Annotated in this window: 24 protein-coding genes; 9 read left to right on the forward strand and 15 right to left on the reverse strand. The window is 64.4% G+C overall.

Annotated elements, in window-relative coordinates:
* Positions 1 to 13 precede the first annotated feature (13 nt).
* The 5 genes from ACVC7O_RS05935 to ACVC7O_RS05955 form a co-directional block, all read right to left on the reverse strand.
* On the reverse strand, positions 14 to 331 hold the full coding sequence (locus ACVC7O_RS05935; protein ID WP_458325166.1) for a hypothetical protein: 318 nt from the start codon (positions 329 to 331) through the stop codon (positions 14 to 16).
* Between the two features lie 135 nt (positions 332 to 466).
* Positions 467 to 730, reverse strand: coding sequence for a hypothetical protein (locus ACVC7O_RS05940; protein ID WP_458325167.1), 264 nt, complete (start codon positions 728 to 730; stop codon positions 467 to 469).
* Positions 731 to 754: 24 nt separating this feature from the next.
* Positions 755 to 1024, reverse strand: a complete 270-nt coding sequence (locus tag ACVC7O_RS05945) for a hypothetical protein (protein WP_458325168.1) — start codon at positions 1022 to 1024, stop codon at positions 755 to 757.
* Between the two features lie 175 nt (positions 1025 to 1199).
* Positions 1200 to 1496 carry a hypothetical protein gene (locus tag ACVC7O_RS05950; RefSeq protein ID WP_458325169.1) on the reverse strand — a complete coding sequence of 99 codons (297 nt, stop codon included), beginning with the start codon at positions 1494 to 1496 and terminating at the stop codon, positions 1200 to 1202.
* A gap of 146 nt (positions 1497 to 1642) precedes the next feature.
* On the reverse strand, positions 1643 to 3919 hold the full coding sequence (locus ACVC7O_RS05955) for an NADP-dependent malic enzyme (protein WP_458325170.1): 2277 nt from the start codon (positions 3917 to 3919) through the stop codon (positions 1643 to 1645).
* Positions 3920 to 4059: 140 nt separating this feature from the next.
* Between ACVC7O_RS05955 and ACVC7O_RS05960 the strand changes: the two genes are divergently transcribed.
* Positions 4060 to 5151, forward strand: coding sequence for a cupin domain-containing protein (locus ACVC7O_RS05960; RefSeq protein WP_458325171.1), 1092 nt, complete (start codon positions 4060 to 4062; stop codon positions 5149 to 5151).
* Here the strand turns inward: ACVC7O_RS05960 and ACVC7O_RS05965 are convergent.
* Positions 5148 to 5360: a hypothetical protein gene (locus ACVC7O_RS05965; protein ID WP_458325172.1), complete on the reverse strand. Its 213-nt coding sequence runs from the start codon at positions 5358 to 5360 to the stop codon at positions 5148 to 5150. The genes ACVC7O_RS05960 and ACVC7O_RS05965 overlap by 4 nt on opposite strands.
* A gap of 80 nt (positions 5361 to 5440) precedes the next feature.
* Between ACVC7O_RS05965 and ACVC7O_RS05970 the strand changes: the two genes are divergently transcribed.
* From ACVC7O_RS05970 to ACVC7O_RS05990, 5 genes are all read left to right on the forward strand, one after another.
* Positions 5441 to 5836, forward strand: a complete 396-nt coding sequence (locus tag ACVC7O_RS05970; RefSeq protein ID WP_458325173.1) for a cytidine deaminase — start codon at positions 5441 to 5443, stop codon at positions 5834 to 5836.
* A gap of 5 nt (positions 5837 to 5841) precedes the next feature.
* Positions 5842 to 7149 carry a thymidine phosphorylase gene (locus ACVC7O_RS05975; protein ID WP_458326043.1) on the forward strand — a complete coding sequence of 436 codons (1308 nt, stop codon included), beginning with the start codon at positions 5842 to 5844 and terminating at the stop codon, positions 7147 to 7149.
* Positions 7149 to 8345: a phosphopentomutase gene (locus ACVC7O_RS05980; protein WP_458325174.1), complete on the forward strand. Its 1197-nt coding sequence runs from the start codon at positions 7149 to 7151 to the stop codon at positions 8343 to 8345. Before ACVC7O_RS05975 ends, ACVC7O_RS05980 begins: the two co-directional genes overlap by 1 nt.
* 72 nt (positions 8346 to 8417) lie before the next feature.
* Positions 8418 to 9050 carry a uracil phosphoribosyltransferase gene (gene upp, locus ACVC7O_RS05985; protein WP_458325175.1) on the forward strand — a complete coding sequence of 211 codons (633 nt, stop codon included), beginning with the start codon at positions 8418 to 8420 and terminating at the stop codon, positions 9048 to 9050.
* Positions 9051 to 9142: 92 nt separating this feature from the next.
* Entirely contained in the window at positions 9143 to 9772 is a 630-nt protein-coding gene (locus tag ACVC7O_RS05990) for a hypothetical protein (RefSeq protein WP_458325176.1), read from the forward strand.
* 10 nt (positions 9773 to 9782) lie between these two features.
* Here ACVC7O_RS05990 and ACVC7O_RS05995 read toward each other — a convergent pair whose 3' ends face one another.
* Both ACVC7O_RS05995 and ACVC7O_RS06000 read right to left on the reverse strand, forming a co-directional pair.
* Positions 9783 to 10796, reverse strand: coding sequence for a hypothetical protein (locus ACVC7O_RS05995; protein WP_458325177.1), 1014 nt, complete (start codon positions 10794 to 10796; stop codon positions 9783 to 9785).
* Positions 10797 to 10998: 202 nt separating this feature from the next.
* Positions 10999 to 12630 (reverse strand): AMP-binding protein, encoded by a 1632-nt coding sequence (locus ACVC7O_RS06000; RefSeq protein ID WP_458325178.1) that lies wholly within the window; start codon positions 12628 to 12630, stop codon positions 10999 to 11001.
* Between the two features lie 137 nt (positions 12631 to 12767).
* Here ACVC7O_RS06000 and ACVC7O_RS06005 point away from each other — a divergent pair, with 137 nt between their 5' ends.
* The 3 genes from ACVC7O_RS06005 to ACVC7O_RS06015 are packed head-to-tail and all read left to right on the forward strand — an operon-like array spanning position 12768 to position 14351.
* A complete protein-coding gene (locus ACVC7O_RS06005; protein ID WP_458325179.1) occupies positions 12768 to 13424 on the forward strand; it encodes a sulfotransferase family 2 domain-containing protein in 657 nt (218 codons plus the stop codon).
* Positions 13425 to 13452: 28 nt separating this feature from the next.
* Positions 13453 to 13683, forward strand: a complete 231-nt coding sequence (locus tag ACVC7O_RS06010) for a hypothetical protein (protein WP_458325180.1) — start codon at positions 13453 to 13455, stop codon at positions 13681 to 13683.
* A gap of 59 nt (positions 13684 to 13742) precedes the next feature.
* Positions 13743 to 14351, forward strand: coding sequence for a Hint domain-containing protein (locus ACVC7O_RS06015; protein WP_458325181.1), 609 nt, complete (start codon positions 13743 to 13745; stop codon positions 14349 to 14351).
* An 84-nt stretch (positions 14352 to 14435) separates the two neighbouring features.
* On the opposite strand, the gene ACVC7O_RS06020 is transcribed toward ACVC7O_RS06015, so the two are convergent.
* From ACVC7O_RS06020 to ACVC7O_RS06050, 7 genes are all read right to left on the reverse strand, one after another.
* Positions 14436 to 16637, reverse strand: coding sequence for a 3-hydroxyacyl-CoA dehydrogenase NAD-binding domain-containing protein (locus tag ACVC7O_RS06020; RefSeq protein WP_458325182.1), 2202 nt, complete (start codon positions 16635 to 16637; stop codon positions 14436 to 14438).
* Positions 16634 to 17584, reverse strand: coding sequence for a hypothetical protein (locus ACVC7O_RS06025; protein ID WP_458325183.1), 951 nt, complete (start codon positions 17582 to 17584; stop codon positions 16634 to 16636). The genes ACVC7O_RS06020 and ACVC7O_RS06025 overlap by 4 nt, the downstream gene beginning before the upstream one ends.
* 5 nt (positions 17585 to 17589) lie before the next feature.
* Positions 17590 to 18801 carry an acetyl-CoA C-acetyltransferase gene (locus ACVC7O_RS06030; protein ID WP_458325184.1) on the reverse strand — a complete coding sequence of 404 codons (1212 nt, stop codon included), beginning with the start codon at positions 18799 to 18801 and terminating at the stop codon, positions 17590 to 17592.
* Between the two features lie 93 nt (positions 18802 to 18894).
* Positions 18895 to 19533 (reverse strand): glutathione S-transferase family protein, encoded by a 639-nt coding sequence (locus ACVC7O_RS06035; protein WP_458325185.1) that lies wholly within the window; start codon positions 19531 to 19533, stop codon positions 18895 to 18897.
* 277 nt (positions 19534 to 19810) lie between these two features.
* Positions 19811 to 20968, reverse strand: coding sequence for an acyl-CoA dehydrogenase family protein (locus ACVC7O_RS06040; RefSeq protein WP_458325186.1), 1158 nt, complete (start codon positions 20966 to 20968; stop codon positions 19811 to 19813).
* Between the two features lie 22 nt (positions 20969 to 20990).
* The gene (locus tag ACVC7O_RS06045) at positions 20991 to 21203 is read right to left on the reverse strand and encodes a hypothetical protein (protein WP_458325187.1); all 213 of its coding nucleotides are present in this window, start codon (positions 21201 to 21203) and stop codon (positions 20991 to 20993) included.
* A gap of 56 nt (positions 21204 to 21259) precedes the next feature.
* Positions 21260 to 23041, reverse strand: a complete 1782-nt coding sequence (locus ACVC7O_RS06050) for an acyl-CoA dehydrogenase C-terminal domain-containing protein (protein ID WP_458325188.1) — start codon at positions 23039 to 23041, stop codon at positions 21260 to 21262.
* Positions 23042 to 23047: the final 6 nt, after the last annotated feature.

Here is a 23047-nt window from a genome sequence, read left to right on the forward strand (position 1 = left end):
AAGACTGTGAGGGCTAACGGCGGCCGATAATCTCGCGGATCGGGCTGGCGCCGACCCCGCCGTTCGTGCTGATCGAGTCCGCGTTGAGGACGCGCTGGACGACGGCTTCGCAGTCGCCCGCTTCAAGCGGGTTGCAGCCCCAGCTGCGATTGTAGACGCGCACCTCGCCGGTCAGCACCGTGCTGCCGCGCTGCTGGAATTCGCGCGTGATGGTTTCATAGTCGCGGCCATGCACCGTCACGGTGCCGGATGTGGCCGCGGCGAAGGCGGTGGTGGTGTTGAGCGCGACGGCGGTCGCGAGGATCAGGGCGGAACGCCATGGATGTGTCATGCGGGCTCTCCTTTGTCTGAGCGCCCGGGCGGAATGGCCCGGGGTGTGTTCACCAGATTTAGGAAGCGGCGCGCGGGTTTGCGGGCAATGTGTCAGGCTCTCCGGCGCATGTGATGCGCCGTGACCGGAGGCGCGCTATTCGCGGTCGAAGGGGAAATAGTCGCGCCCGAAGCGCACGGCGGCGGCGCAGTCGCCGGGGCTGTCGAGCTTGCAGGGGTAGTAGGAATTGTAGACCTTGGCGCTGGTGGTCTGGTAGGTGCCTCCCGGGCCTTCGATGGTCCGGGTACGCAGAAGGTAGGGTTCGTCATCCACGATGATGGTTCTGAATTGCGTGTCGGTGACCGCCTCTCCGCAGGCGCCGAGCAGGACAAGAGGCAAACAGGCGAGCAAGCGGACCATCACGCGGTCTCCTTCTGATCAGAATCAGTCGCTGTCGAACCTACTACTTTCGCGTCCGATACGCACGGCGGCTTCGCAGTCGCCGGGGCTGTCGATCCTGCAGACAAAGGCCTTGCCACGGACGATGGCGCTGGTGGTCTCGAAGGAGCCGTTGGGGCCCTCTAGAGTGCGGGTGCGCAGGGTGTACTCCTCGCCGTTGACGACAAGGGTGCTGAGCCGTTCATCGGTCACCGTGGCGCAGGCGCCGAGGGTCAGGCAGGCAAGGGCGGGGAACACGCGAGAGGTCGACAACACGGGGTCAGGGTCCTTTCGACAGATGGCCCGGTCACGGTGCGCGGCGGGTCCTGTTCAACTAGATGTTGTCGGCATCCGGCAAATCAATGCATGGCGCTGTCACTGACAGAGCTGTGTTTGCGCGTCAGTTGGCGATGCGGCGCGCGCGGCCGAAGCCCCGCGCGCCGTCCGGGCCCTAGACCGGCGGGGTGTAGCCGCCGCCGGTGCTGACCCTGGCGCCATTTCCGGGGTGGTTGAGGTGATGCCCGCTCAGCAGCGCGCGGACGGTATCTTCGCAGCTGTCGCTGCCCTGATCATCGCAGTAATACCCGCGGCCATTGAAGATCACCTGGGTGCTGTCAAAGCCCGAGCCATCGGGGCGGGCATAGGTCCGGGTGCGGGTCTGATAGTCCATACCATCGACGGTGATCGTGTTCCTGACCTCTTCGACGAGGGCGGCGCAGGCGCCGAGACTGCAAAATGTCGCTACCATGAAAATACTCTTTGTTCGTGTCATATCCTGATCCGTTTGAAATGAGAGTGATGCGCCGCGTGGCGTGGCACGCGTGCTGCGGCGCTCTCTACGGATCAGGGCCGGGGTGGGTCCTGAAGGTTGTGTTAAGAAATCCTGAAAGCCGGTCAGCCGTAGTGGGCGACCGGCGTCCCAGCGATAGCGGACATGTTGAGCAGCCCGCGCGCGGTGATCGAGGGCGAGACGATATGGGCGCGGTTGCCCATGCCCATCAGGATCGGGCCGACCTCGAGCCCGCCGCCTTTCATTTTCAGGATGTTGCGCACGCCCGAGGCCGCATCGGCATGGGCGAAGACGAGCACATTGGCCGCCCCCTCGGGCATCCGGTTGCCGGGCAGGATGCGCGCGCGCAGTTCGGGATCGAGGGCGGTGTCGATGTTCATCTCGCCTTCGTAGCAGAAGTCGTGGCCCTGGGCGTCGAGCATCCGGATGGCGGCGCGCAGGCGCCCGCCGGTGCCGTCGCCGCGGTTGCCGAACTGCGACTGTGAGCAGAAGGCGATGCGCGGCTCGATCCCGAAGCGGCGCACGTGGCGGGCTGCCCCTATGGCGATCTCGGCGATCTCATTGGGGTCGGGATGCAGGTGCACCTGCGTGTCGGCGACGAAGAGCGGGCCGTCCTCGAGGATCATCATCGAGAGCGCGCCCACGGGGTGCAGGTCATCCCGCCCGAGGATCTGGTTGACGTAATTCAGGTGCCAGCTGAATTCGCCAAAGGTGCCGCAGATGAGGCTGTCAGCCTCGCCCCGGTGCACCATCACGGCGCCGATGGCGGTGGTGTTGGTGCGCATGATCGCGCGGGCGATATCGGGCGTGCCGCCGCGCCGGGCCATGAGCTCGTGGTAGGTCTCCCAATAATCGCGGTAGCGGGCGTCGTTTTCGGGGTTCACCAGGTCGACGTCTTGGTCGAGCTTGATCGTGAGGCCCGCGCGGGCGATGCGGGTTTCGATCACCTCGGGGCGGCCGATGATGATCGGGCGTTCGGTGGTTTCCTCGAGCATGGCCTGGGCGCAGCGCAGCACGCGCTCGTCCTCGCCTTCGGCGAAAACGATGCGGCGCGGGGCTTGGCGTGCGGCCTGGAAGACCGGGCGCATGAGCAGGGCGGATTTGAAGACCGAGCCGTCCAGTTTCTGGCGGTAGGCGTCGAGGTCTTCGATGGGGCGGGTGGCGACGCCGGTTTCCATCGCGGCGCGGGCCACGGAGGAGGACACAACGCCGACGAGGCGTGGATCGAAGGGTTTCGGAATGAGGTAGTCGGCGCCAAAGGTGAGCTGTTCGCCCTGGTAGGCGGCGGCGGCCTCGGCGGAGGTGGTGGCGCGCGCGAGCTCGGCGATGCCGTCGATACAGGCGAGTTGCATCTCGTCATTGATCGTGGTGGCACCCACATCGAGCGCGCCCCGGAAGATGAAGGGAAAGCAAAGCACGTTGTTGACCTGATTTGGAAAATCGCTGCGGCCCGTGGCGATGATCGCATCGGGGGCGACCTCGCGGGCGAGGTCGGGCAGGATTTCCGGCGTGGGATTGGCCAGCGCAAAGATGATCGGGCGTTTGGTCATTTTCTGGACCAGCTCGGGGCTGAGCACGCCCGGGCCGGAGAGGCCGAGGAACATGTCGGCCTCGGGGATCACATCCTCGAGCGTGCGCAGATCGGAGGGTTGCGCGAACTCGGCCTTGGAGGGGTTCATATCGACCCCGCGGCCCTCGTAGACGAGCCCGTGGATGTCGCAGAGCCAGACGTTTTCGCGTTTGACACCCAGCTTCAGCAGCATGTTGAGACAGGCGATACCCGCGGCGCCGCCGCCGGTAGAGACGATCTTGATGTCTTCGAATTTTTTTCCCGCCACATGCAGCGCGTTCTTCGCGGCAGCACCCACGACGATGGCGGTGCCGTGCTGATCGTCGTGGAAAACGGGGATGTTCATGCGCTCGCGGCAGATGCGCTCGACCGTGAAACAGTCGGGCGCCTTGATGTCTTCGAGGTTGATGGCGCCGAAGGTTGGGCCGAGGGCGCAGACGATATCGGCGAGCTTTTCGGGGTCGGTCTCGTCCACTTCGATGTCGAAACAGTCGATGCCTGCGAACTTCTTGAAGAGCACCGCCTTGCCCTCCATCACCGGTTTCGAGGCGAGTGCGCCAATGTTGCCCAAGCCCAGGACGGCGGAGCCATTGGAGACCACCGCCACCAGGTTACCGCGGGCGGTGTAGCGGGCGGCGGCGGCGGGATCTTCCTTGATCTCAAGGCAGGCCTCAGCCACGCCGGGCGAATAGGCGCGGGCCAGATCGCGCCCGTTGGCGAGCGGTTTGGTGGCGCGGATTTCGAGTTTTCCGGGTTTCGGGTGCTCGTGATAATCGAGCGCGGCCTGCCGCAGGTTCGTGGTGTCACTCATGGTCTGGCTGCCTCCTGCCCCGGAATAGTTTAGTGTTAAACCACTTGCGGGCAGGGGCCAAGGTGCTGATTTTTTGCGCGGCCCGTGTCTTGTCAATTGGCGCGCCTGGTCGCAGGATGCAGGGCGACCAAGGAGGGGACATGGGCGAGATCAGGGCCGAGGTGCTGTTGCCGACGCAGGAGCTGCGCGACGATATTCCGTTTTTCACCAAGGTGTTGGGGATGCGGATGGATATGATCTATCCGGCGGATGACCCGTCTGTCGCGGTGTTCTCGGGGCATGGCGTACGGGTGCGTGTTGAGACGGGGACCGAGGTGGCGCCGGGGGTCTTGCGGTTGCTGACTGATGCGCCAGAGGCGATTGCGGAGGGGCAGGCGGAGATCGTGGCGCCGAATGGCACGCGGGTCGAGGTGCGGCCGTTGTCCGAGCCGCTGGTGATGCCGGAGACGGTGCACAGTTTTGTGGTGCGGCGGCTGGCGGATCAAGCGCCGTGGATCATCGGGCGGGCGGGGATGCACTATCGCGACCTGATCCCGGACCGGCTGGGCGGGTCGATCATCGCCAGCCACATTCGCATTCCGGATGGCGGGCCGGTGCCGGATATGGTGCATTACCACACGGTCGGATTTCAGCTGATCTTCTGTTATCGCGGCTGGGTCGATCTGGTTTACGAGGACCAGGGAGAGCCCTTTCGGCTGCACGCGGGGAACTGCGTGATCCAGCCGCCGGAAATCCGGCACCGGGTGCTCTATGCCTCGGACAACATCGAGGTGATCGAGATCGGGGTGCCGGCAGAGCATGTGACGACGATTGATCATGAGATGGAGCTGCCCAATGGGCCGGCGAACCCCGAACGTATGTTTCAGGGGCAGCGGTTTGTGCATCACAAGGCGGAGGGCGCGGAATGGCGCGCGTTTCGGGTGCGGGGGTTTCAGAGCCGCGACACCACGATTGCCGAGCATACAGGCGATGTGGCGGGGGTGCATGTGGTGCGGCCCGATGGCGCCGAGAGCCCCTGGACGCGGCACGACAGCGATATCCTCTTCACCTTCGTGATGGAGGGCGGGATGGTGCTGCAGGGCGAGGGGCGGGCGCCGTTCACACTGGAAGCCGGCGATGCCTTCGTGATCCCGCCGGGGATGCCGGTCCGCTATGCGGATGTGACGGATAACCTGGAATTGCTGGAGGTGTCGCTGCCCGGCGCGTTCCGGACAGAGACGGTGCAGCCCTAGTCCAGATCGTGCAGCTCGCTCAGCGCGGCGATGCGCTTTTGCGCCTGCGCCTCGCTAAGGCTGGCGTCGAAAGGTTCGGATGTTGTCTCGCAGATCGCGCGCAGGCGGGCCGCGGTTTCCTCGGTCATCTCTGTCTCGCTCTGGGCGTCGGTGTCGAGGTCAATGGCCTGCGGGCCTGCGATGATATCACCGCCGGTTTTGGGGTCCATGGGGGATCTCCTTGACGATTGATGTAGGCGGAACGCACGGCTAAGAGTAAAAGTTCCGAAACGGGTGAGATGAGAGGGCGATGTCCGACCAGTTGAAAGAGGCCGCCACCGCGGTGCGCGGAAACGCCCATGCGCCCTATTCGAACTTCAAGGTTGGTGCGGCGATCCGCGGGGCCTCAGGCGCCGTCTATGTGGGCTGTAATGTCGAGAATGTCGCTTATCCCGAAGGCACCTGCGCCGAGGCGGGCGCGATTGCGGCGATGGTCGCGGCGGGCGAGACGCGGCTGACCGAGGCCTATGTGATCGCAGGCTCGCCGATGCCGGTGACCCCGTGCGGCGGCTGCCGTCAGAAGCTCGCGGAATTCGCAGACGGCGAGGTGCGGGTGACCATGGCGACCACCGGCGGTGTGGAGCAGGTCACCACCGTGGCCGAGCTTCTGCCCGGGGTCTTCAACGCGGACCACATGGCCTCATGACAGGTGTGACCGCGCGCGCTGTTCTGGCCCGTTTGCGGCATGGCGACCCGCTGGAGGCGGCGCAGCTTGAGTGGTTTGCCACAGGTCTGGCGGATGGCAGCGTCAGCGATGCGCAGGCGGGCGCCTTTGCCATGGGGATCTGTGCGCGCGGACTGGACGAGGCGGGGCGCGTGGCGCTGACCCGTGCGATGCGCGACAGCGGGCGCGTGCTGAGCTGGGACCTCGACGGCCCGGTGCTCGACAAACACTCGACCGGCGGGGTGGGGGATTGCGTCAGCCTGGTGCTGGCGCCCGCGCTTGCGGCCTGCGGCGCTTATGTGCCGATGATCTCGGGGCGCGGGCTGGGGCACACGGGCGGCACGCTTGACAAGCTCGACGCGATCCCGGGGCTGGTCACCCAGCTTGACGAGGCGCGGTTTCGCGACGTGGTGGGGCAGGCGGGCTGTGCCATCGTGGGCGCCACGGCGGATATTGCACCCGCGGACAAGCGGCTTTATGCGGTGCGCGATGTGACGTCGACCGTCGACAGCCTCGATTTGATCACCGCCTCGATCCTGTCCAAGAAGCTGGCGGCGGGTCTGGGCGGGCTGGTGCTCGACGTCAAAACCGGCAGTGGGGCGTTCATGAAGGATATCGAAGCCGCGCAGGCGCTGGCCCGGGCGCTGGTCGAGACCGCGAATGCCGCCGGGTGCAAGACCACGGCGGTGATCAGCGATATGAACCAGCCGCTAGCGCCAAGCCTCGGCAACGCGCTGGAGGTGGCCGAGGTCATGCAGGTGCTCTGTGGCGAGACGCGCGGCCCGCTGGTCGAGATCACCGCGGCCCTGGGCGGTGTGCTGCTGGCCAATGCGGGGCTTGCAGAGGATGTACAGGCGGGCGCGGAAGCCATTGACGCCACCCTTCAGGACGGGCGCGCCGCCGAGCGGTTCGGGCGCATGGTGGCCGCGATGGGCGGACCAGTGCAATTCGTCGAGAACTGGGCGCGGTTCCTGCCGGAGGCGACTGTCATTCGCGAGGTGAAGGCGCCGCAGGCCGGATATGTGAGCGCAATTGACGGCGAGGCGCTGGGGCTCGCTGTGGTGGCCCTGGGCGGCGGGCGCGTGGTGGAACACGATACGGTCGATCCCGCGGTGGGGCTCGGGCAGGTCGTCCGTCTGGGCGCGCGGGTTCACGCCGGGCAGCCTCTGGCGGTGGTACATGCGGCGCGACCGGATGCAGCGGACCGGGCGGCGGATGCCGTTCGCGCGGCCATCTCGGTGGTGCAGGAGGCGCCAGCCGCCGCACCGGATCTGATCAGGGAGCGTGTGGGCTGATGGCGCGGGCGTTTCTGGTGGTGATGGATTCGGTGGGGATCGGCGGGGCGCCCGATGCGATCCTCTATCACAATGGCGATGTGCCGGATGAAGGCGCCAACACCGTCGCGCATATCGCGCGGGCCTGTGCACAGGGCCTCGCACAGGAGGGGCGGGTCGGGCCTTTGCGCCTGCCGACGCTCGATCTGCTTGGGCTGGGCCGCGCGGTGCAGCTGGCCAGCGGCGAGATCGCGCTGGGCCTCGGACAGGAGCCGTCGGGCACCTGGGGGGTGGCGACAGAGGTTTCGAAGGGCAAGGACACGCCCTCGGGGCATTGGGAGCTTGCGGGCGTGCCGGTGCCCTGGGACTGGCATTACTTTCCGGACAAGGACCCGGCCTTTCCGGATGATCTGGCCGCAGCTGTGGCCGAACTCGCCCAGGTTGACCGCATCCTTGGCAATTGCCACGCCTCGGGCACCGCGATCATCGAGGCCTATGGCGCCGATCACATGGAGAGCGGGCGCCCCATTTGTTACACCTCGGCGGATTCGGTCTTTCAGATTGCCGCCCATGAAGAGACCTTTGGCCTCGACAAGCTGCTGGCGCTCTGCGAGGGGATCGCGCCGCGGCTGCATGCGATGAAAGTGGGCCGCGTGATTGCGCGGCCCTTCATCGGGCGCGCCGCCACCGGCTTTCAGCGCACGCCCAACCGGCGGGACTATGCCATCGCCCCACCGCGCCCGGTGCTGACCAACTGGGTGCAGGATGCGGGTGGCAAGGTCTATGCGGTCGGCAAGATCGGCGACATCTTTTCGATGCAGGGCATCGACCGGGTGCGCAAGGGGCCGGACAAGACCCTGATGCTGCATCTGGGCAATCTGATCGACACCGCCGAGGACGGCAGCCTGACCTTTGCCAATTTCGTCGAGTTCGACAGCCTCTATGGTCACCGCCGCGATGTGTCGGGCTATGCCCGCGCGCTGGAGTGGTTTGACCATGAGATCGGGCGTCTGATCAAGCGGCTGCGCCCGGGCGATATCATGGTGTTGACGGCGGATCACGGCAACGACCCCACCTGGGTGGGCACGGATCACACGCGCGAGCGGGTGCCGGTGCTGATCGCGGGCGCGGGGCCGCGGGCGCTGGGGCATATCGGATTCGAGGATGTGGCGGCGATTGTCGCGCGCCATCTTGGCGTGGCGCGGCCGAAGCGCTAGCGCCCAGGTCATCGGCTTGCGGCCCGGGCTGCTCCGGGTCTAAAGGAGGGGCAGGGTAGAAAGAGGTGTTTCATGTCCGATCACGTGACCGTCGTTGATCATCCGCTGGTTCAGCACAAACTCACCATCATGCGCGACAAGGAGACGCCCACCGCCGTCTTCCGCCAGCTTCTGCGCGAGATCAGCCAGCTGCTGGCCTATGAGGTCACGCGCGGCTTGCCGATGACCACCAAGCAGATCGAGACACCGATGCAGGCGATGGATGCGCCAACACTGGACGGCAAGAAGCTGGCGCTCATCTCGATTTTGCGGGCGGGCAACGGGTTGCTCGACGGGGTGCTGGAGCTGATCCCCTCGGCACGCGTGGGTTTTGTGGGGCTCTACCGCGACGAGGAGACGCTGCAGCCGGTGCAATATTACTTCAAGGTGCCCGAAGGCCTCGATGACCGCCTGGTCATCGCGGTCGATCCGATGCTGGCCACAGGCAATTCCTCGGTTGCCGCGATTGATCTGCTGAAAGAGGCCGGTGCGACCAACATTCGGTTTCTCTGTCTTCTGGCCGCGCCCGAGGGCATTGCCCGGATGAAGGAGGCGCACCCGGATGTGCCGATTGTCACCGCCTCGATCGACGAGAAGCTGAACGAGATCGGTTATATCGTGCCCGGTCTGGGCGATGCGGGCGACCGGATGTTCGGCACCAAGTGACCTGATCCGGAGCGCCGCAAATTCCCGGCAGTTTGGCTTGCGTTGATGGGCGTCTTCGGGCATCGTCACCCCTATATCTTGTGGGGGATACGATGAAGGTAACAAGGATTATCGCGATACTCGCCGCTGCCGCGTCTCTGAGCATCGCTGCGGATCCGGGGGCGGCACAGACCAGCGTCGTCCCCAAAGAGCTGCCGCCGCCGAGCTATACGGGCCGCCAATACGTGGACAGCACCGGCTGTGCGTTCATCCGCGCGGGTCTCGACGATGCAGTGCAGTGGGTGCCCCGGGTCACGCGGGACCGCAAGCTGGTCTGCGGCCTGCAACCGACCTTCACCGTGCGCGCGCCCGTCCCGCAACAGGCCCCAGCGCCTGCGGCTGAGTCGAGCGGTGTTCTGGTGTTGAGCCCGGCCCCCGCCGTCACCCGCCCCGGCGTGCCGCGCCGCGGATCAGAGCGCCGGGTCGAGCGCAGCAGCCTTGCGGGCACCGTGGTGACCCCCGCCAATGCCGCCTCAAAGGGGGTGACACAGACCATGCGGGTGATGCCGCGGCACGTGTATGAGACGCGCAGCAAGACGCTCGATGTGAAGGTGCCCAAGGGCTATCGCACCGTCTGGGAGGATGGCAGGTTGAACCCGCGCCGGGCCGAGCAGACCCTCGCGGGTCGGGCGCAGATGCAGCAGGTCTGGACCCAGACCACCCCGCGTCGCCTGGTGGACTGACCGGGCCGGTTCAGGTGCCGCAGATGCTCTGCAGGCGCAGCCAGTCCGCATCGCTCAACAGCGCCTTCGGAGGCTTGCCCCGCATCGGGTCCGCCTCGATCAGCGGCAGGACTGTCTCGCCGGTGATGTCGCGGGCATAGGCATAGGGCGTGCTGCGCAACTGGGCCGCGGCAAAGACGGGCAGCAGGCTCTCCGCCTCCGGAAGAATGGGGTCCTGCGTCAGGAGATGTTCGGCATAGCTGTCCAGCATCTCGCTCTCCAACTGCCCCGTGGTCAGCAATTGGAAGCTCGCCCAGGTGCCATTCACCTCCAGCAGGTCTCGCAGCGGGTCCTGCGCCCGTGCGAGGCTCTGCTCGACCATGGCGAACCCGGCGGCCACATCGGGTTCCTCGAAATCCTCGACCAGCGCCCGATTGAGCAGGATATGCCCGCCCGGAAGATGCAGGCTGGTCTGCCGCATGCCGGGCAGAATGCTGATCTGATCCGCACCGAGACGGGCGCGCAGGGTGCTGAGCGAGCGCTGGCCGGCCGCCGCCTGGCAGGCCGGGCCCGTCATCCGTTCGATCCGGCGCAGCAGGGCGTCACCGATCTCGGCGCGCTTAACCTGGGGCACCACGGCCACCGTGTGATCGGTCAGCGCCTGTGGCACCCAGAAGAGACCCGCGGCCACCACCGCGCCCGCCGACAGCGCCATGCCGAGCCAGCGCAGGCGGCCGGGGTGCGGGCGGTTGCGCTCGACCGCGCGGCGCAGCTTTTCGATCGCGTCGATCATCTGCGCCTCGGCCTCGGCCAGTTCCAAGGTCTCGCCGGGGTCGCCCTCGGGATAATAGATCGCGGGCCGCTTGCCCGGGTTGGCCCGTTGCAGCGCGGCCAGCGACCAATGTGTCAGCGGCTGGTCGCGGGTGTCCGCGATGATCAGCGTGGCATCCCCGATCGAGACCACGACCTCGCGCCGCTGATCCTCCGGCGTGGCGCGCCAGAGGCCGCTGGCTTCGAGCCGGGCGTATTTTTTCAGGGCCGTCATGGCGGGTATGGCTGCTCGTTTTGGCTTTGCCGCAACCTACCATCGGCGCGGCCACGCGGGCAACCGGCAGGTGCGGTGGGCTTTGTCGCGGTTTGACGTGGACGGTCTCCCCTTTCGCTGCCTGATATCTTGCGATGCCAACGCAAAAGGCGAGCGATCCTCCGAAGCTGACGTCAAACCGTTTTGGCCACCGCCTCCGGGATCAGGTCATTGCGCGCGCCCGTTTGCGCAGTTCGAACTTCTGGATCTTGCCCGTCGAGGTCTTGGGCAGCTCCTCGAAGACCACGTGTTTCGGCGTTTTGAAGCCTGCGAGGGTCTTGCGCGCAAAGGCGATCAGCGCCTCGGCATCGGGCTCGGCCCCCGGTTTCAACTCGATGAAGGCGCAGGGCACTTCGCCCCATTTCTCGTCCGGCTTGGCCACCACCGCCGCCAGCATCACGTCGTCATGGCCCATGAGCACCCCTTCCACCTCGACCGAGGAGATATTCTCGCCGCCCGAGATGATGATGTCCTTGGCCCGATCCGCGATCTGCATGTAGCCATCGCCATGCTGGACCGCGATGTCGCCGGAGTGGAAATAGCCCCCTTCGAACGCTTCCTGCGTGGCTTCGGGATTCTTGTAATATCCCTTCATCACGGAATTGCCGCGGATCATGATTTCGCCCTGCTCGGCGCCATTCATGGGCACCTGGGTCATCTGATCGTCCATCACGGTGATGTCCTCCATCATCGGGAAGGCCACGCCCTGGCGGGCCTTGATCGCCGCGCGCTCTGGCTTGTCCAGTTCGTCCCAGTCAGCCCCCCGCCACAGGCATTCGGTCACGTGGCCGTAGGTTTCGGTCAGCCCGTAAACCTGGGTCACGTTGAAGCCGAGCTGTTCGATCTTGGCCAGCGTCGCCGGGGCAGGCGGGGCGCCTGCGGTGAAGACCTGCACCTCATGGGTGAAGCTGCGCCGGTCCTCCTCGGGCGCGTTCACCAGCATGTTCAGCACGATGGGCGCGCCGCCCAGATGGGTGACGCCCTCATCGGCAATCGCGCCAAAGATCGCGGGCGCGGTGATGTCGCGGCAGCAGACAATCGTGCCGCCGACCAGCGGCATCATCCAGGTGTGGTTCCAGCCGTTGCAGTGAAAGAGCGGCACGATGGTGAGATACACCGGGTGCAGCACCATGCGCCAGCTCACCACCGTCCCCATGGTCATCAGATACGCGCCGCGATGGTGATAGACCACGCCCTTGGGCCGCCCGGTGGTGCCGGAGGTGTAGTTGAGCGCGAGGCTCTCCCACTCGTCCTGCGGCAGGATCCAGTCGAAACCCGGATCGGCCTCTGCCAGCATCTCCTCATAGGTCTCATGGCGGCCCGACGCGGGATGGCCTGCGGCGGCGTCCGGGGCTTCGATGAGCGTCGGGGCGGGGCCTTCCATCCGCGCGCAGGCGGCCTCGGCCAGATCGAGGAACTGGCTGTCGACCAGCGCCAGTTTTGCCGCGCCGTGATCCAAGATATAGGCGACCGTGTCCACGTCGAGCCGCGTGTTGATCGTGTTTAGCACCGCGCCACAGGCGGGCACGCCGAAGCTCGCCTCGACCTGCGCAGGGACATTCGGCAGCAGCGTCGCCACCACATCGCCGGGCGTCACGCCGCGCGCCGCCAGCGCCGAAGCAAGCCGGGTGCAGCGGTCGTGATACTGCGCATAGGTGACCCGATGCGCACCGTGGATCACCGCCGGATGGTCTGCGAAAACATGAGCTGCGCGGCGCAGATGCGACAGCGGGGTCAGCGGCACATAGTTGGCGGCACATTTGTCCAGCCCGGTTTCATCACTCATCCAGCCCATCATATCCTCCCGTTTGCCGTTGGCACTCTTCCTGCCGTGCGGCTATGACGGATATTGGTATCGCGATTTTTGGAAAGTCAATTGTCTTACATTTCGAATATGTCCCGGATGGTGGGGTTTAGCGTCAGGATCTTGCCGTGATCATCTCGCGCGGGCGCCGCTATATCTTCGTGCATATTCCGAAAACCGGGGGCACCTCGCTGGCAACCGCGCTCGAAGACCGGGCGATGAAGGACGATATCCTGATCGGCGACACGCCCAAAGCCACGCGCCGGAAGGGTCGGCTGAAGGATCTGCGCCCGCGCGGGCGGCTCTGGAAACACGCGACGCTTGCGGACATCGACGGGGTGGTGAGCGCGGAAGAGATCGCGCAGATGTTCACCTTCACACTGGTGCGCAACCCGTGGGACCGGGTGGTGAGCTATTACCACTGGCTGCAGAGCCAGAGCTTCGATCATCCGGCGGTGGGTCTGGCCCAATCGCGCAGCTTTGCCGCGTTTCTCGCGGAGCCGGTGATCCAGAGCAGCCTGCGCCAATCGCCCGCGCGCAGCTACATGCTGGATGCCGCGGGGGTGGAGCGCTGTGATCTCTACATCCGGCTCGAAGCCTTCGCCGCCGATGCTGCACCGCTGCTCGATCACCTGGGCATTGCGCTCCGCCTGCCGCATGTCAACGCCTCGGCGCGCCCGCAAGATTATCGCACGCTTTACACAGACGAGACGCGCGCGCGGGTTGCCGAGCTCTGCGCCGAGGATATCGCGCGATTTGGCTACCGGTTCGACCCCACGGAGTGATTCTCGCAAAGAGAGAAATGGTTAATGCATGATCGCGATTGCCCTGCAATCGGCGGATTTTTGTTTCTTTTCCGAGATCAATTTGCGTCTTGTAGAAAAATTTCATCTTTTTGTGGAAACAATGCCTTACATGCGCCGCATTGGTAGCAAAGCAGGGCCAAGCTTTGATCGTCGTGTGGCGGCAAGGACGGATGCGCCAGTCATAAGGCGCCAGGAAGACAAGATGGGGACGACAAAACGATGTACGGATGGAATGTGAATGTGGGGGCACAGCACCTCGCAAATAAGGCCGCGAGGGCGTCGAGGAAGACACTGCCGGTGAATGCCACGCATGGGCTGATGGCGGGCACGCGGGTCGCGTCGAACCTCGGGTGGCGCCCGGTCGAGGCGCTGGCCGTGGGCGACAAGGTGCTGACCTTCGACAATGGTGTGCAGCAGATCGTGGACATGAAGCGCACGATGCTCTGGGTCGATGCGACCTCGGTCTCGCGCGGGTGCTGGCCGGTGACGATCCCGAGCGGGGCGCTCGGCAATGTGAACGACGTGAGGCTGCTGCCCGATCAGGGCGTGATGCTGGAAACCGAAGCGGCGGCGGACCCGATGGGTGACCCGTTTGCCATCGTGCCCGCGCAGGCGCTGGACGGGCGCTGTGGCATCTACCGCGCCGAGCCACAGCAGCCGGTCGAGCTGATCACCCTCTATTTCGCCAATGAAGAGGTGATCTATGTGGACGGTGGCCTCATGGTGCACTGCCCGCGCAACCTCGGGATGGTGCATGACATGGCGGCTTCAGCCGAAGCGTTGTATTCGGTGGTGTCACTGGAAGAGGCGCTCGAGATGCTGGCAGAGACCGACGACATCTGTGACGCGCTGGTGCACAGCGCAGGCTATGTTTTTGGTGCCACCGAGACGGTGCTGGTGGCCTGACACCCCTCAACAAGGCAGCGTGCAGACGCTGAGCAGCAAAAAGGGGGGGCCGGCAGACCCCCCTTTCTTTTCATGTGGTTCAAATCAGGCGGCGGCGGAGGTTGTTCCGAAGCGGCCATAGAAGCTCTGACCCTTGGCCGCCATGTCGCGCAGCAGGTCGGGGCAGGCGAAACGGTCGCCATAGGTGGCGGTCAGCTGATTGCACCGTTCGGCGGCATAGGGCGCGCCGATCATGTCGAGCCAGCTCAAGGGACCGCCGGACCAGGGCGCAAAGCCCCAGCCGAGGATCGCGCCCACATCGCCTTCACGGATGTCCATGAGCACGCCCTCTTCCAGCGCGCGGACGGCCTCCAGCGATTGCGCAAAGAGCAGGCGATGCTGTACGTCTGTCAGCTCCGGCTGGTCGTCGGCCACGGGGTATTGTGCGGCCAGACCCTCCCACAGCCCCTGACGTTTGCCTTTGTCATCATAGGCATAGAAGCCTGCGGCGGACTTGCGGCCCAAGCGGCCTTCGCCTTCCATCCAGAAGATCACCCCATCCACGGCGGCGTCGGGGTAGGCGTCGCCCATGGCGGCCTTGGTGGCGCGGGCGATTTTCGCACCGAGGTCGATGGAGGTCTCATCGACCAGCTGTAGCGGGCCAAGCGGCATACCGACGAGGCGCGCGGCGTTCTCGACCAGCGCAGGCTCGACACCTTCGGCCACCATGCGGATGCCTTCGTTGATGTAAGGAATGATGCAGCGATTTGCGTAGAAGAACCGCGCGTCGTTCACGACAATCGGTGTCTTGCGGATCTGGCGCACGTAGTCGAGCGCCTTGGCCACGGCGCGGTCGCCGGTGCCCTTGCCCTTGATGATTTCGACCAGCAGCATCTTCTCGACCGGCGAGAAGAAGTGGATGCCGATAAACTGCTCGGGGCGGCTTGAGGCTTTGGCCAGTTCCGTGATCGGCAGGGTGGAGGTGTTGGAGGCAAAGATGCAATCCTCCGGGATCACCGCCTCGACCTTTTGCGTCATCTCCGCCTTTACTTTCGGGTCCTCGAAGACGGCTTCAATGATCAGGTCACAGCCCTTGAGCGCATCGAGATCGGTGGTGGCGGTTATGAGGCTGAGAAGCTGTTCCTTCTTCTCCGGCGTTGTTTTCTTCCGCTGGATGCCCTTGTCGGCGAATTTAGCGGTGTAATCCTTGCCGCGGTCCGCCGCTTCTTGGTTTTGGTCGATCAGCACAACCTCGATGCCCGCCTGCGCGGAGACAAGGGCAATGCCCGCGCCCATCATGCCCGCGCCGAGCACGCCGAGCTTTTTCACCCGTTGATCGGCCACATCCGCAGGGCGCACAGCACCCTTTTCCAGCGCTTCCTTGTTGATGAAGAGCGAGCGGATCATCGCCTCGGAGGAGGGGTTCATCAAGACGCTTGTGAACCAGCGCGCCTCGATCTTCAGAGCTGTGTCGAAGGGCACGAGCGCGCCTTCATAGACCGCTGAAAGCAGCGCCTTGGCGGCCGGATAGACCCCTTGGGTCTTGCCGTTGACCATGGCCGAAGCCCCCACGAAGGTCATGAAACCTGCTGGATGATAGGGGGCACCGCCGGGCATCTTGTAGCCCTTCGCATCCCACGGTTTGACCAGATCAGCGTCCTTGGCGTTCAAGACCCACTCCCGCGCCTCGGCCATCGGATCGTCAGAAACTTCATCGATTAGGCCTGCGCCCTTGGCCTTGACCGGGTCCACCAGCTTGCCCTCCAAGAGGAACGGCGAGGCGGCCATCGCGCCCATCTTGCGCACCAGACGGGTCGTGCCGCCAGCACCCGGGAAGATGCCGACCATGATCTCGGGCAGGCCGATCTTGGCCTTGGGATTGTTCGCCGCAAAGATGCGGTGGCACGAGAGCGGCAGCTCCAGCCCGATCCCAAGTGCGGTGCCCGGCAGCACGCAGGCAATCGGCTTGCCGCCCTTCTGGGTCTTGGGGTCCATGCCCGCCAGCTCGATCTTGCGCAGCAGGCGGTGCATGTCCATCACGCCGTCAAAGAGCCCCTTGGCCGGGTTGTCGCCTGCGTCCGTCTTCATCTTGGCGATGAGGTTCAGGTCCATCCCGCCCGCGAAGGAGCCCTCCTTGCCCGAGGTCAGGATGATGCCTTTCACACCCTCATCGGCGAGGGCGTCATCCATCAGTTTGTCCACCTGCGCGAGCCCTTCATAGGACATCACGTTCATGGATTTGCCGGGCACATCCCAGGTGATCGTGGCGATGCCGTCGCTGTCGGTTTGGCTTGTAAACTCGGTCATGTCCGGGTCCTTTCTTGGATCGTTCGGAGGGTCACCAGCGCCTTGCTCGGCTTGGGGACGTTGTAGGGAAACCTGTTGTTGGACAGGGAATTCGTGACGGATTTCAGGTACCAGGTGGTGCCTTTGCGTTTCAGCACCATCCGGGATTTGATCGGGCCGAAGACGCTGACCTCTCCGGCGCAGAAATCGGTGGCGTGATAGCCGCAGATGAGATCGCTGGAGATGAACTCGGCCTGTTCCGCGCGTCGGACCAGGCGGTCGGCGCTCTTATCGTCCATCTCTCGGCGCAACATGTCAAAGAAGGGGTGCACCTCCTCCGGGGTGGAGATGATCGTATCGAGCGATTCCGTGTGCGAGCTGTAGGGAAAGAGCAGACAGCCGCAATAAGCCTCGAAATCATCTTCGGTGTTGGCCTCGGAGAGTTCGTCGATGAAGCTTTGATAGATGGTCAGCGGGTCGACCGACTGCCGCCGCGCATCATTCTCGGGGGATTTCAGCGCCTCGGGGCGCGCGCCGTCGCGGTGCACCTGGGGGATGTGAATGGGCCAGTGCGGGTTGTCGAGCATGCATTCCACCTCGAGCACCTTCCAGAGCCCGTCCTCGCGCAGCAGCACCATGCGATTGGCGTAGCTGTCGACAACGGGCACGGCGTCGCGCAGCGTGTGTGTGACGTGATGCCCGGCCATGTAGTTCTCGCTCATGAACTCCGCATCCGTGGCCAGCCGCACCAGATGCGTGGCCCCGCGCCCGCGCAGCGCGTCCCGGAAGGCTGTGAGCCCGATGATCAGATCCTCGGCGGTTTCCACGACGATTTCCGTGCTCTGTGTGCGTTGCAGATGCGGCAGCTTGATCCGGGCCAGAGCCAGCGCCCAATCGCCCTCCATCAGGGCACGGGACAGAACGTCCAAAGTCTCCTGATAGACGGTGAGGGCGGTGACGCCGACCATGGTGCTTACACGCGCTCGATGATCGTGGCGGCCCCCATGCCGGACGCGATGCAGAGCGTGGCGAGGCCCACCTCCTTGTCGGCGCGCTCCATCTCGTCGAGCAGCGTGCCGATGATCATCGCGCCGGTGGCGCCCAGCGGGTGACCCATGGCGATGGAGCCGCCGTTCACGTTGACCTTACCGTGGTCCACATCGAAGGCCTGCATGAAGCGCAGCACCACGCTGGCGAAGGCTTCGTTCACCTCGAAAAGATCGATGTCTTTGATATCCATGCCATTATCGGCGAGAATCTTCTCGGTCACAGGCACCGGGCCGGTCAGCATGATCGTCGGGTCGGTGCCGATCTTGGCGGTGGCCTTGATGCGCGCGCGGGGTGTCAGCCCGTGCTTCTCGCCGAACTCTTTCGACCCGATCAGCAGCGCGGCCGCCCCATCCACGATGCCGGAGGAATTGCCCGCGTGATGGATGTGGTTGATCTTCTCCAGATGCGGGTACTTCATGAGCGCGACCTTGTCGAAGCCGGGCATGACCTCGCCCATGGCCTGGAACGCGGGGTTCAGGCCGCCAAGTGACTGCATGTCGGTCTGCGGGCGCATATATTCATCATGATCGAGGATCGGCAGGCCGTTTTGGTCCTTGATCTCGATCACGGATTTCGCAAAGCGCTTCTCGTCCCAGGCGGCTTTGGCCCGGCGCTGGGATTCCACCGCCAGTTGGTCTGCATCATCGCGGGTGAACCCGTATTCGGTGGCGATGATATCGGCGCTGATGCCTTGCGGGACGAAGTACTGCTCCATGGCAATCGACGGATCGACGGCAATCGCGGCGCCGTCCGAGCCCATGGCCACGCGCCCCATCATCTCGACACCGCCGGCGATATAGCCGTCGCCCGCGCCGCCTTTGACCTGGTTGGCCGCGAGGTTCACCGCCTCCATGCCCGAGGCACAGAAACGGTTGATCGCGAGCCCTGGGATACGCTCGTCGAGGTCGGAGGCCAGCACGGCAGAGCGCGCGAGGCAGCCGCCTTGCTCCATCACCTGGGTGACATTGCCCCAGATCACATCCTCGACCGCATGGCCTTCGAGGTTGTTGCGCTCTTTCACGGCATTCAGAGTCTGGGCCGAAAGCCGCAGCGCGGTCACCTCATGCAGGCTGCCGTCCTTGCGGCCTTTTCCGCGCGGTGTGCGCAGGGCGTCGTAGATGTAGGCGTCGGTCATATGTGTCTCCTTCTCACGCCCGTTGGCGCGGTTCTGTCTCTCGCGCGGAAACGCGCGGTTCTGTGTCTCTCGCGCTTGGGCGCGGTCGTCGGGTCAGGCGCGGTCAGCGGGGCTGCCGGGCATCAGATCGTAGGGGGCCTTCCAACCGGGCGTCTCGGACAGCCGCGTGAGCCAGGCGTCGATATGGGGCCACTCCGCGCGATCAAAGCCGAAGGGTTCGGGGTAGTAGAGATATCCGCAGCAGCTGATGTCTGCATTGGTCACCCCGTCGCCGACAACCCAATCACGTGTGGCCAGATGGTCATTCAAGACCCCATAGGCGCCCTTGAGGCGCCCCTGGTTGAAGGCGATCACCTCTGCCGGGCGCTTGTCCTCGGGGAGAAAATTCATGAGGAACCGGGTTACCCCGGCCATGGAGCTGAGCTTGTGGTTGTCCCAGAGCACCCAGCGCAGGATCTCGCGCCGCTCGGACGCATCCTTGCCGCCCAGCTTTCCCGATTTCTCTGCGACATAGTCCTGGATCACACCCGATTGCGAGAGCCGCAGATCGCCATCGACCATCACGGGGGCCTCCCCCATGACATTGACCGTTTCGCGATAGGTGGGCGTCCGGGTCTCGCCGCCAAAGAAGTTGACCTTCACCGGTTCCCAATCGAGGCCGGAAAGCTCGAGCGCAAGCGCCGCTTTGTAGGAATTCCCGCTTTCGCCGAAACAGTGCAGTTGGATGGTCATATCTGATCGTCTTTCAGTGCTGGGGGAGATGTCGGGATTTGAGTATTTGTGGAAGGGTGAAGCGCAGTTTCGCGCCGCCTTGAACGCTTTCTTAACCCTGATCGGGTCAGCATGGGTGCACGGTACAGGCTGGAGAGCCGATGGCCGTGAAGGGTGAAGGCGTTTCGGTCGGGATGGCCAACGCCCAAAGAGCGAAGCGTCTTCGCGTCTTCACCCTTCGACAAATACTCCCGCCGGAGGCGGCACACCGGGTCAAACCACTCTGTCGTTTGACCGTTCACAGCGCCCTCGCAATCAGTTCTTTCATGATCTCATTGGTGCCGCCGTAGATCCGCTGGACCCGCGCGTCGGCCCACATCTCGGCCACGGCGTATTCCTGCATGAAGCCGTAGCCGCCGTGCATCTGCACGCAGTCATCCAGCACCGCGAACTGTGTATCGGTCAGCCAGTACTTTGCCATGGCCGCGGTCTCGACGGTCAATGCCCCGCGCAAATGCGCGTCGATGCACTGATCGAGGAAGGCGCGCGCCACCGTTGCGCGCGTCTTGCATTCCGCGAGCTTGAAGCGGGTGTTCTGGAACTGGGTGAGCGGCCCGCCAAAGGCTTCGCGTTCCTTGCAATAGGCGATGGTGCGCTCCACCGCGCCTTCCATCGCCCCCACGGCCCCACAGGCGATGATCAGCCGCTCCTGCGGGAGCTGTTGCATCATCTGATAAAAGCCCTGGCCCTCTTCGCCGCCCAGGATGTTCTCCGGAGGGATCGCGACGTCATCGAAGAACAGCTCGGAGGTGTCATTGGCATGCAGCCCGACCTTCTCCAGATTGCGTCCGCGGCTGAAGCCCTGCGCGCCATCGGTCTCCAGCACCACCAGCGAGATGCCTTTTGAGCCTTCGCCCGGATCCGTCTTGGCCGCCACGATGATCAGGTTGGCGTGTTGCCCATTGGTGATGAAGGTCTTCTGCCCCGAAAGACGGTAGAGATTGCCATCCTTCAGCGCGCGGGTCTTGATCGCTTGCACGTCGGACCCGGTTGACGGCTCGGTCATTGCCAGCGCCCCCACCAGCTCGCCCGAGATCATCTTGGGCAGCCAGCGCTTTTTCTGATCTTCGGTGCCATAGGCCAGCACGTAATGCGCCACGATGCCGGAATGGATGCCATGCCCCCAGCTGGCCAGATTGGCGCGCGCGGCTTCGATCAGGATCGCTGCCTCGTGGCCGAAATCACCGCCCGGGCCGCCATACTCTTCGGGGATGGACGGGCAGAGCAGTCCGAGCTCACCTGCCTGCGTCCAGGTCTCGCGGTCCATCTGCCCTTGCTTGCGCCAACGCTCGAACTGCGGCGCCCATTCGGTGGTGATGAACTGCGCCGTCATCTCCGCGATCATGCGGTGTTCCTCGGTCATCCAACCGGGTGTGGTCTCTGTGCCGTCTTTCATGCCGCGCCCTCCCCAAAAGCGCTCATTTCTTGCGGTCATCCAGCTCCGCATTGAAGAGCCGCAGCCGGTGGCCAAAGGTCTCTTCATTGATCACACTATCGAAATTCTCGAAGAGAAAAGACAGCGCCTCGCCTTCATCGAGCCCCGCATCAGCGGAAAACCGTTTCAGCCTGCGATACCCATCCTCGGTCATGGCGACCGGAAAGCGGCGGGTCAGGCGAAACCGTTTCGGCATGCGTGGGTCCTTTCAGTTGGCAGGTGGGGTGGGCTTTCAGGCCACCCCTCCCCAGATCAGAAGTTGGCCGCATCCAGCGCCATGACCGTGTCCGCGCCGGTCTCGATGCGGCTCAGGTGCAGGGCGGTCGCGGGCAATTGCCGCGCCATGTAGTAGCGCCCTGTGTGCAGCTTGCTCTCATAGAAATCGACATCCGAGGCGCCATTTGCAAGCGCGCCCTTCGCCGCCTTGCCCATCTTAGCCCACATCAGGCCGAGGCAGAGATGGCCGAACATATGCATGAAGTCATAAGAGCCTGAGAGCGCGTTGTTGGGATTTTTCATGCCGTTCTGCATGAAATACATGCCCGCCGCCTGCAGGTCCTTGCTCGCGGCCTTCAGCGGCTCGAGGAACTGTGCATCGAATTCCGCATCCTGGCCTGCGGTCTCCTTGATGAAGCTCTTCACCAGCTCGAAGAAGGCCATCACATGCTTGCCGCCGTCCTGCGCGAGCTTGCGGCCCACCAAGTCCAGCGCCTGCACGCCATTGGCGCCTTCGTAGATCATCGCGATCCGGGCGTCGCGCGCAAACTGCGACATGCCCCATTCTTCGATATAGCCATGCCCGCCATAGACCTGCTGCGCCTTGATAGTCATGTCATAGCCCTGATCGGTCAGGAAGCCCTTGATCACCGGGGTCAGCAGCGAGACGAGCCCGTCGGCCTCTTTGTCGCCCGAGCGATGCGCCGCGTCGATCATCGTGGCGCCCCAGAGGATGAAGGCACGTGCGCCCTCGGCAAAGCTCTTCTGATCCATCAGCGCGCGGCGGATGTCAGGGTGCACGATCAGCGGATCGGCAGGGCCGTCGGGGTTCTTCACACCGGTCACGTCGCGGCCTTGCAGCCGGTCTTTGGCGTAATCCAGCGCGTTCTGATAGGCGACTTCCGCCTGGCTCAGCCCCTGCATGCCCACGCCCAAACGCGCCTCGTTCATCATGGTAAACATGGCGCGCATGCCCTTGTGCTCTTCGCCGAGCAGATAGCCGGTGGCCCCGTCGTAGTTCATCACACACGTGGAGTTGCCGTGGATGCCCATTTTTTCTTCGATCTTGCCGACCGCGACACCATTGCGCGCGCCTAGCGAGCCGTCGTCATTCACAAGGAACTTCGGCACGATGAAGAGCGACACGCCCTTGATCCCCTCTGGCCCGCCGGTGATCTTGGCCAGCACCAGGTGGATGATGTTGTCGGACATGTCGTGCTCACCGGCCGAGATAAAGATCTTCTGCCCGGTGATCTTGTAGCTGCCGTCGTCCTGCGGCTCGGCCTTGGTGCGCATCAGCCCCAGATCGGTGCCGCAATGCGGCTCGGTCAGGTTCATGGTGCCGGTCCAGTCGCAGGCGACCATCTTCGGCAGGTAAGTCTCTTTCTGCGCGTCCGTACCATGCGCCAGGATCGCGGAAGCCGCGCCATGGGTCAGGCCCTGATACATGGTGAAAGCCATGTTTGCGCCCGAGAACATCTCGCCCACGGCCGTGCCGATGACACACGGCATGTTCTGCCCACCATATTGCTCGGGCATATCAAGGCCCGGCCAGCCACCTTCCTTGACCTGATCAAACGCCGCCTTGAACCCCGTCGGGGTGCGCACCACACCGTTTTCCAGCGTACAGCCCTCGGTGTCGCCCACCACGTTCAGCGGCGCCAGCACGTCCGAGCTCAGCTTGCCGGCCTCTTCCAGAATGGCGGAGGTGAAATCAGCCTCCAGCTCGTCATAGCCGGGAATGCTCTGTTCGGTGACCTTCAGCACATCGTGCAGAACGAATTGCATGTCCTTGGTCGGGGCGGTGTAGCGAGGCATCTGTCT

This window comes from Roseobacter cerffii (assembly GCF_054226325.1).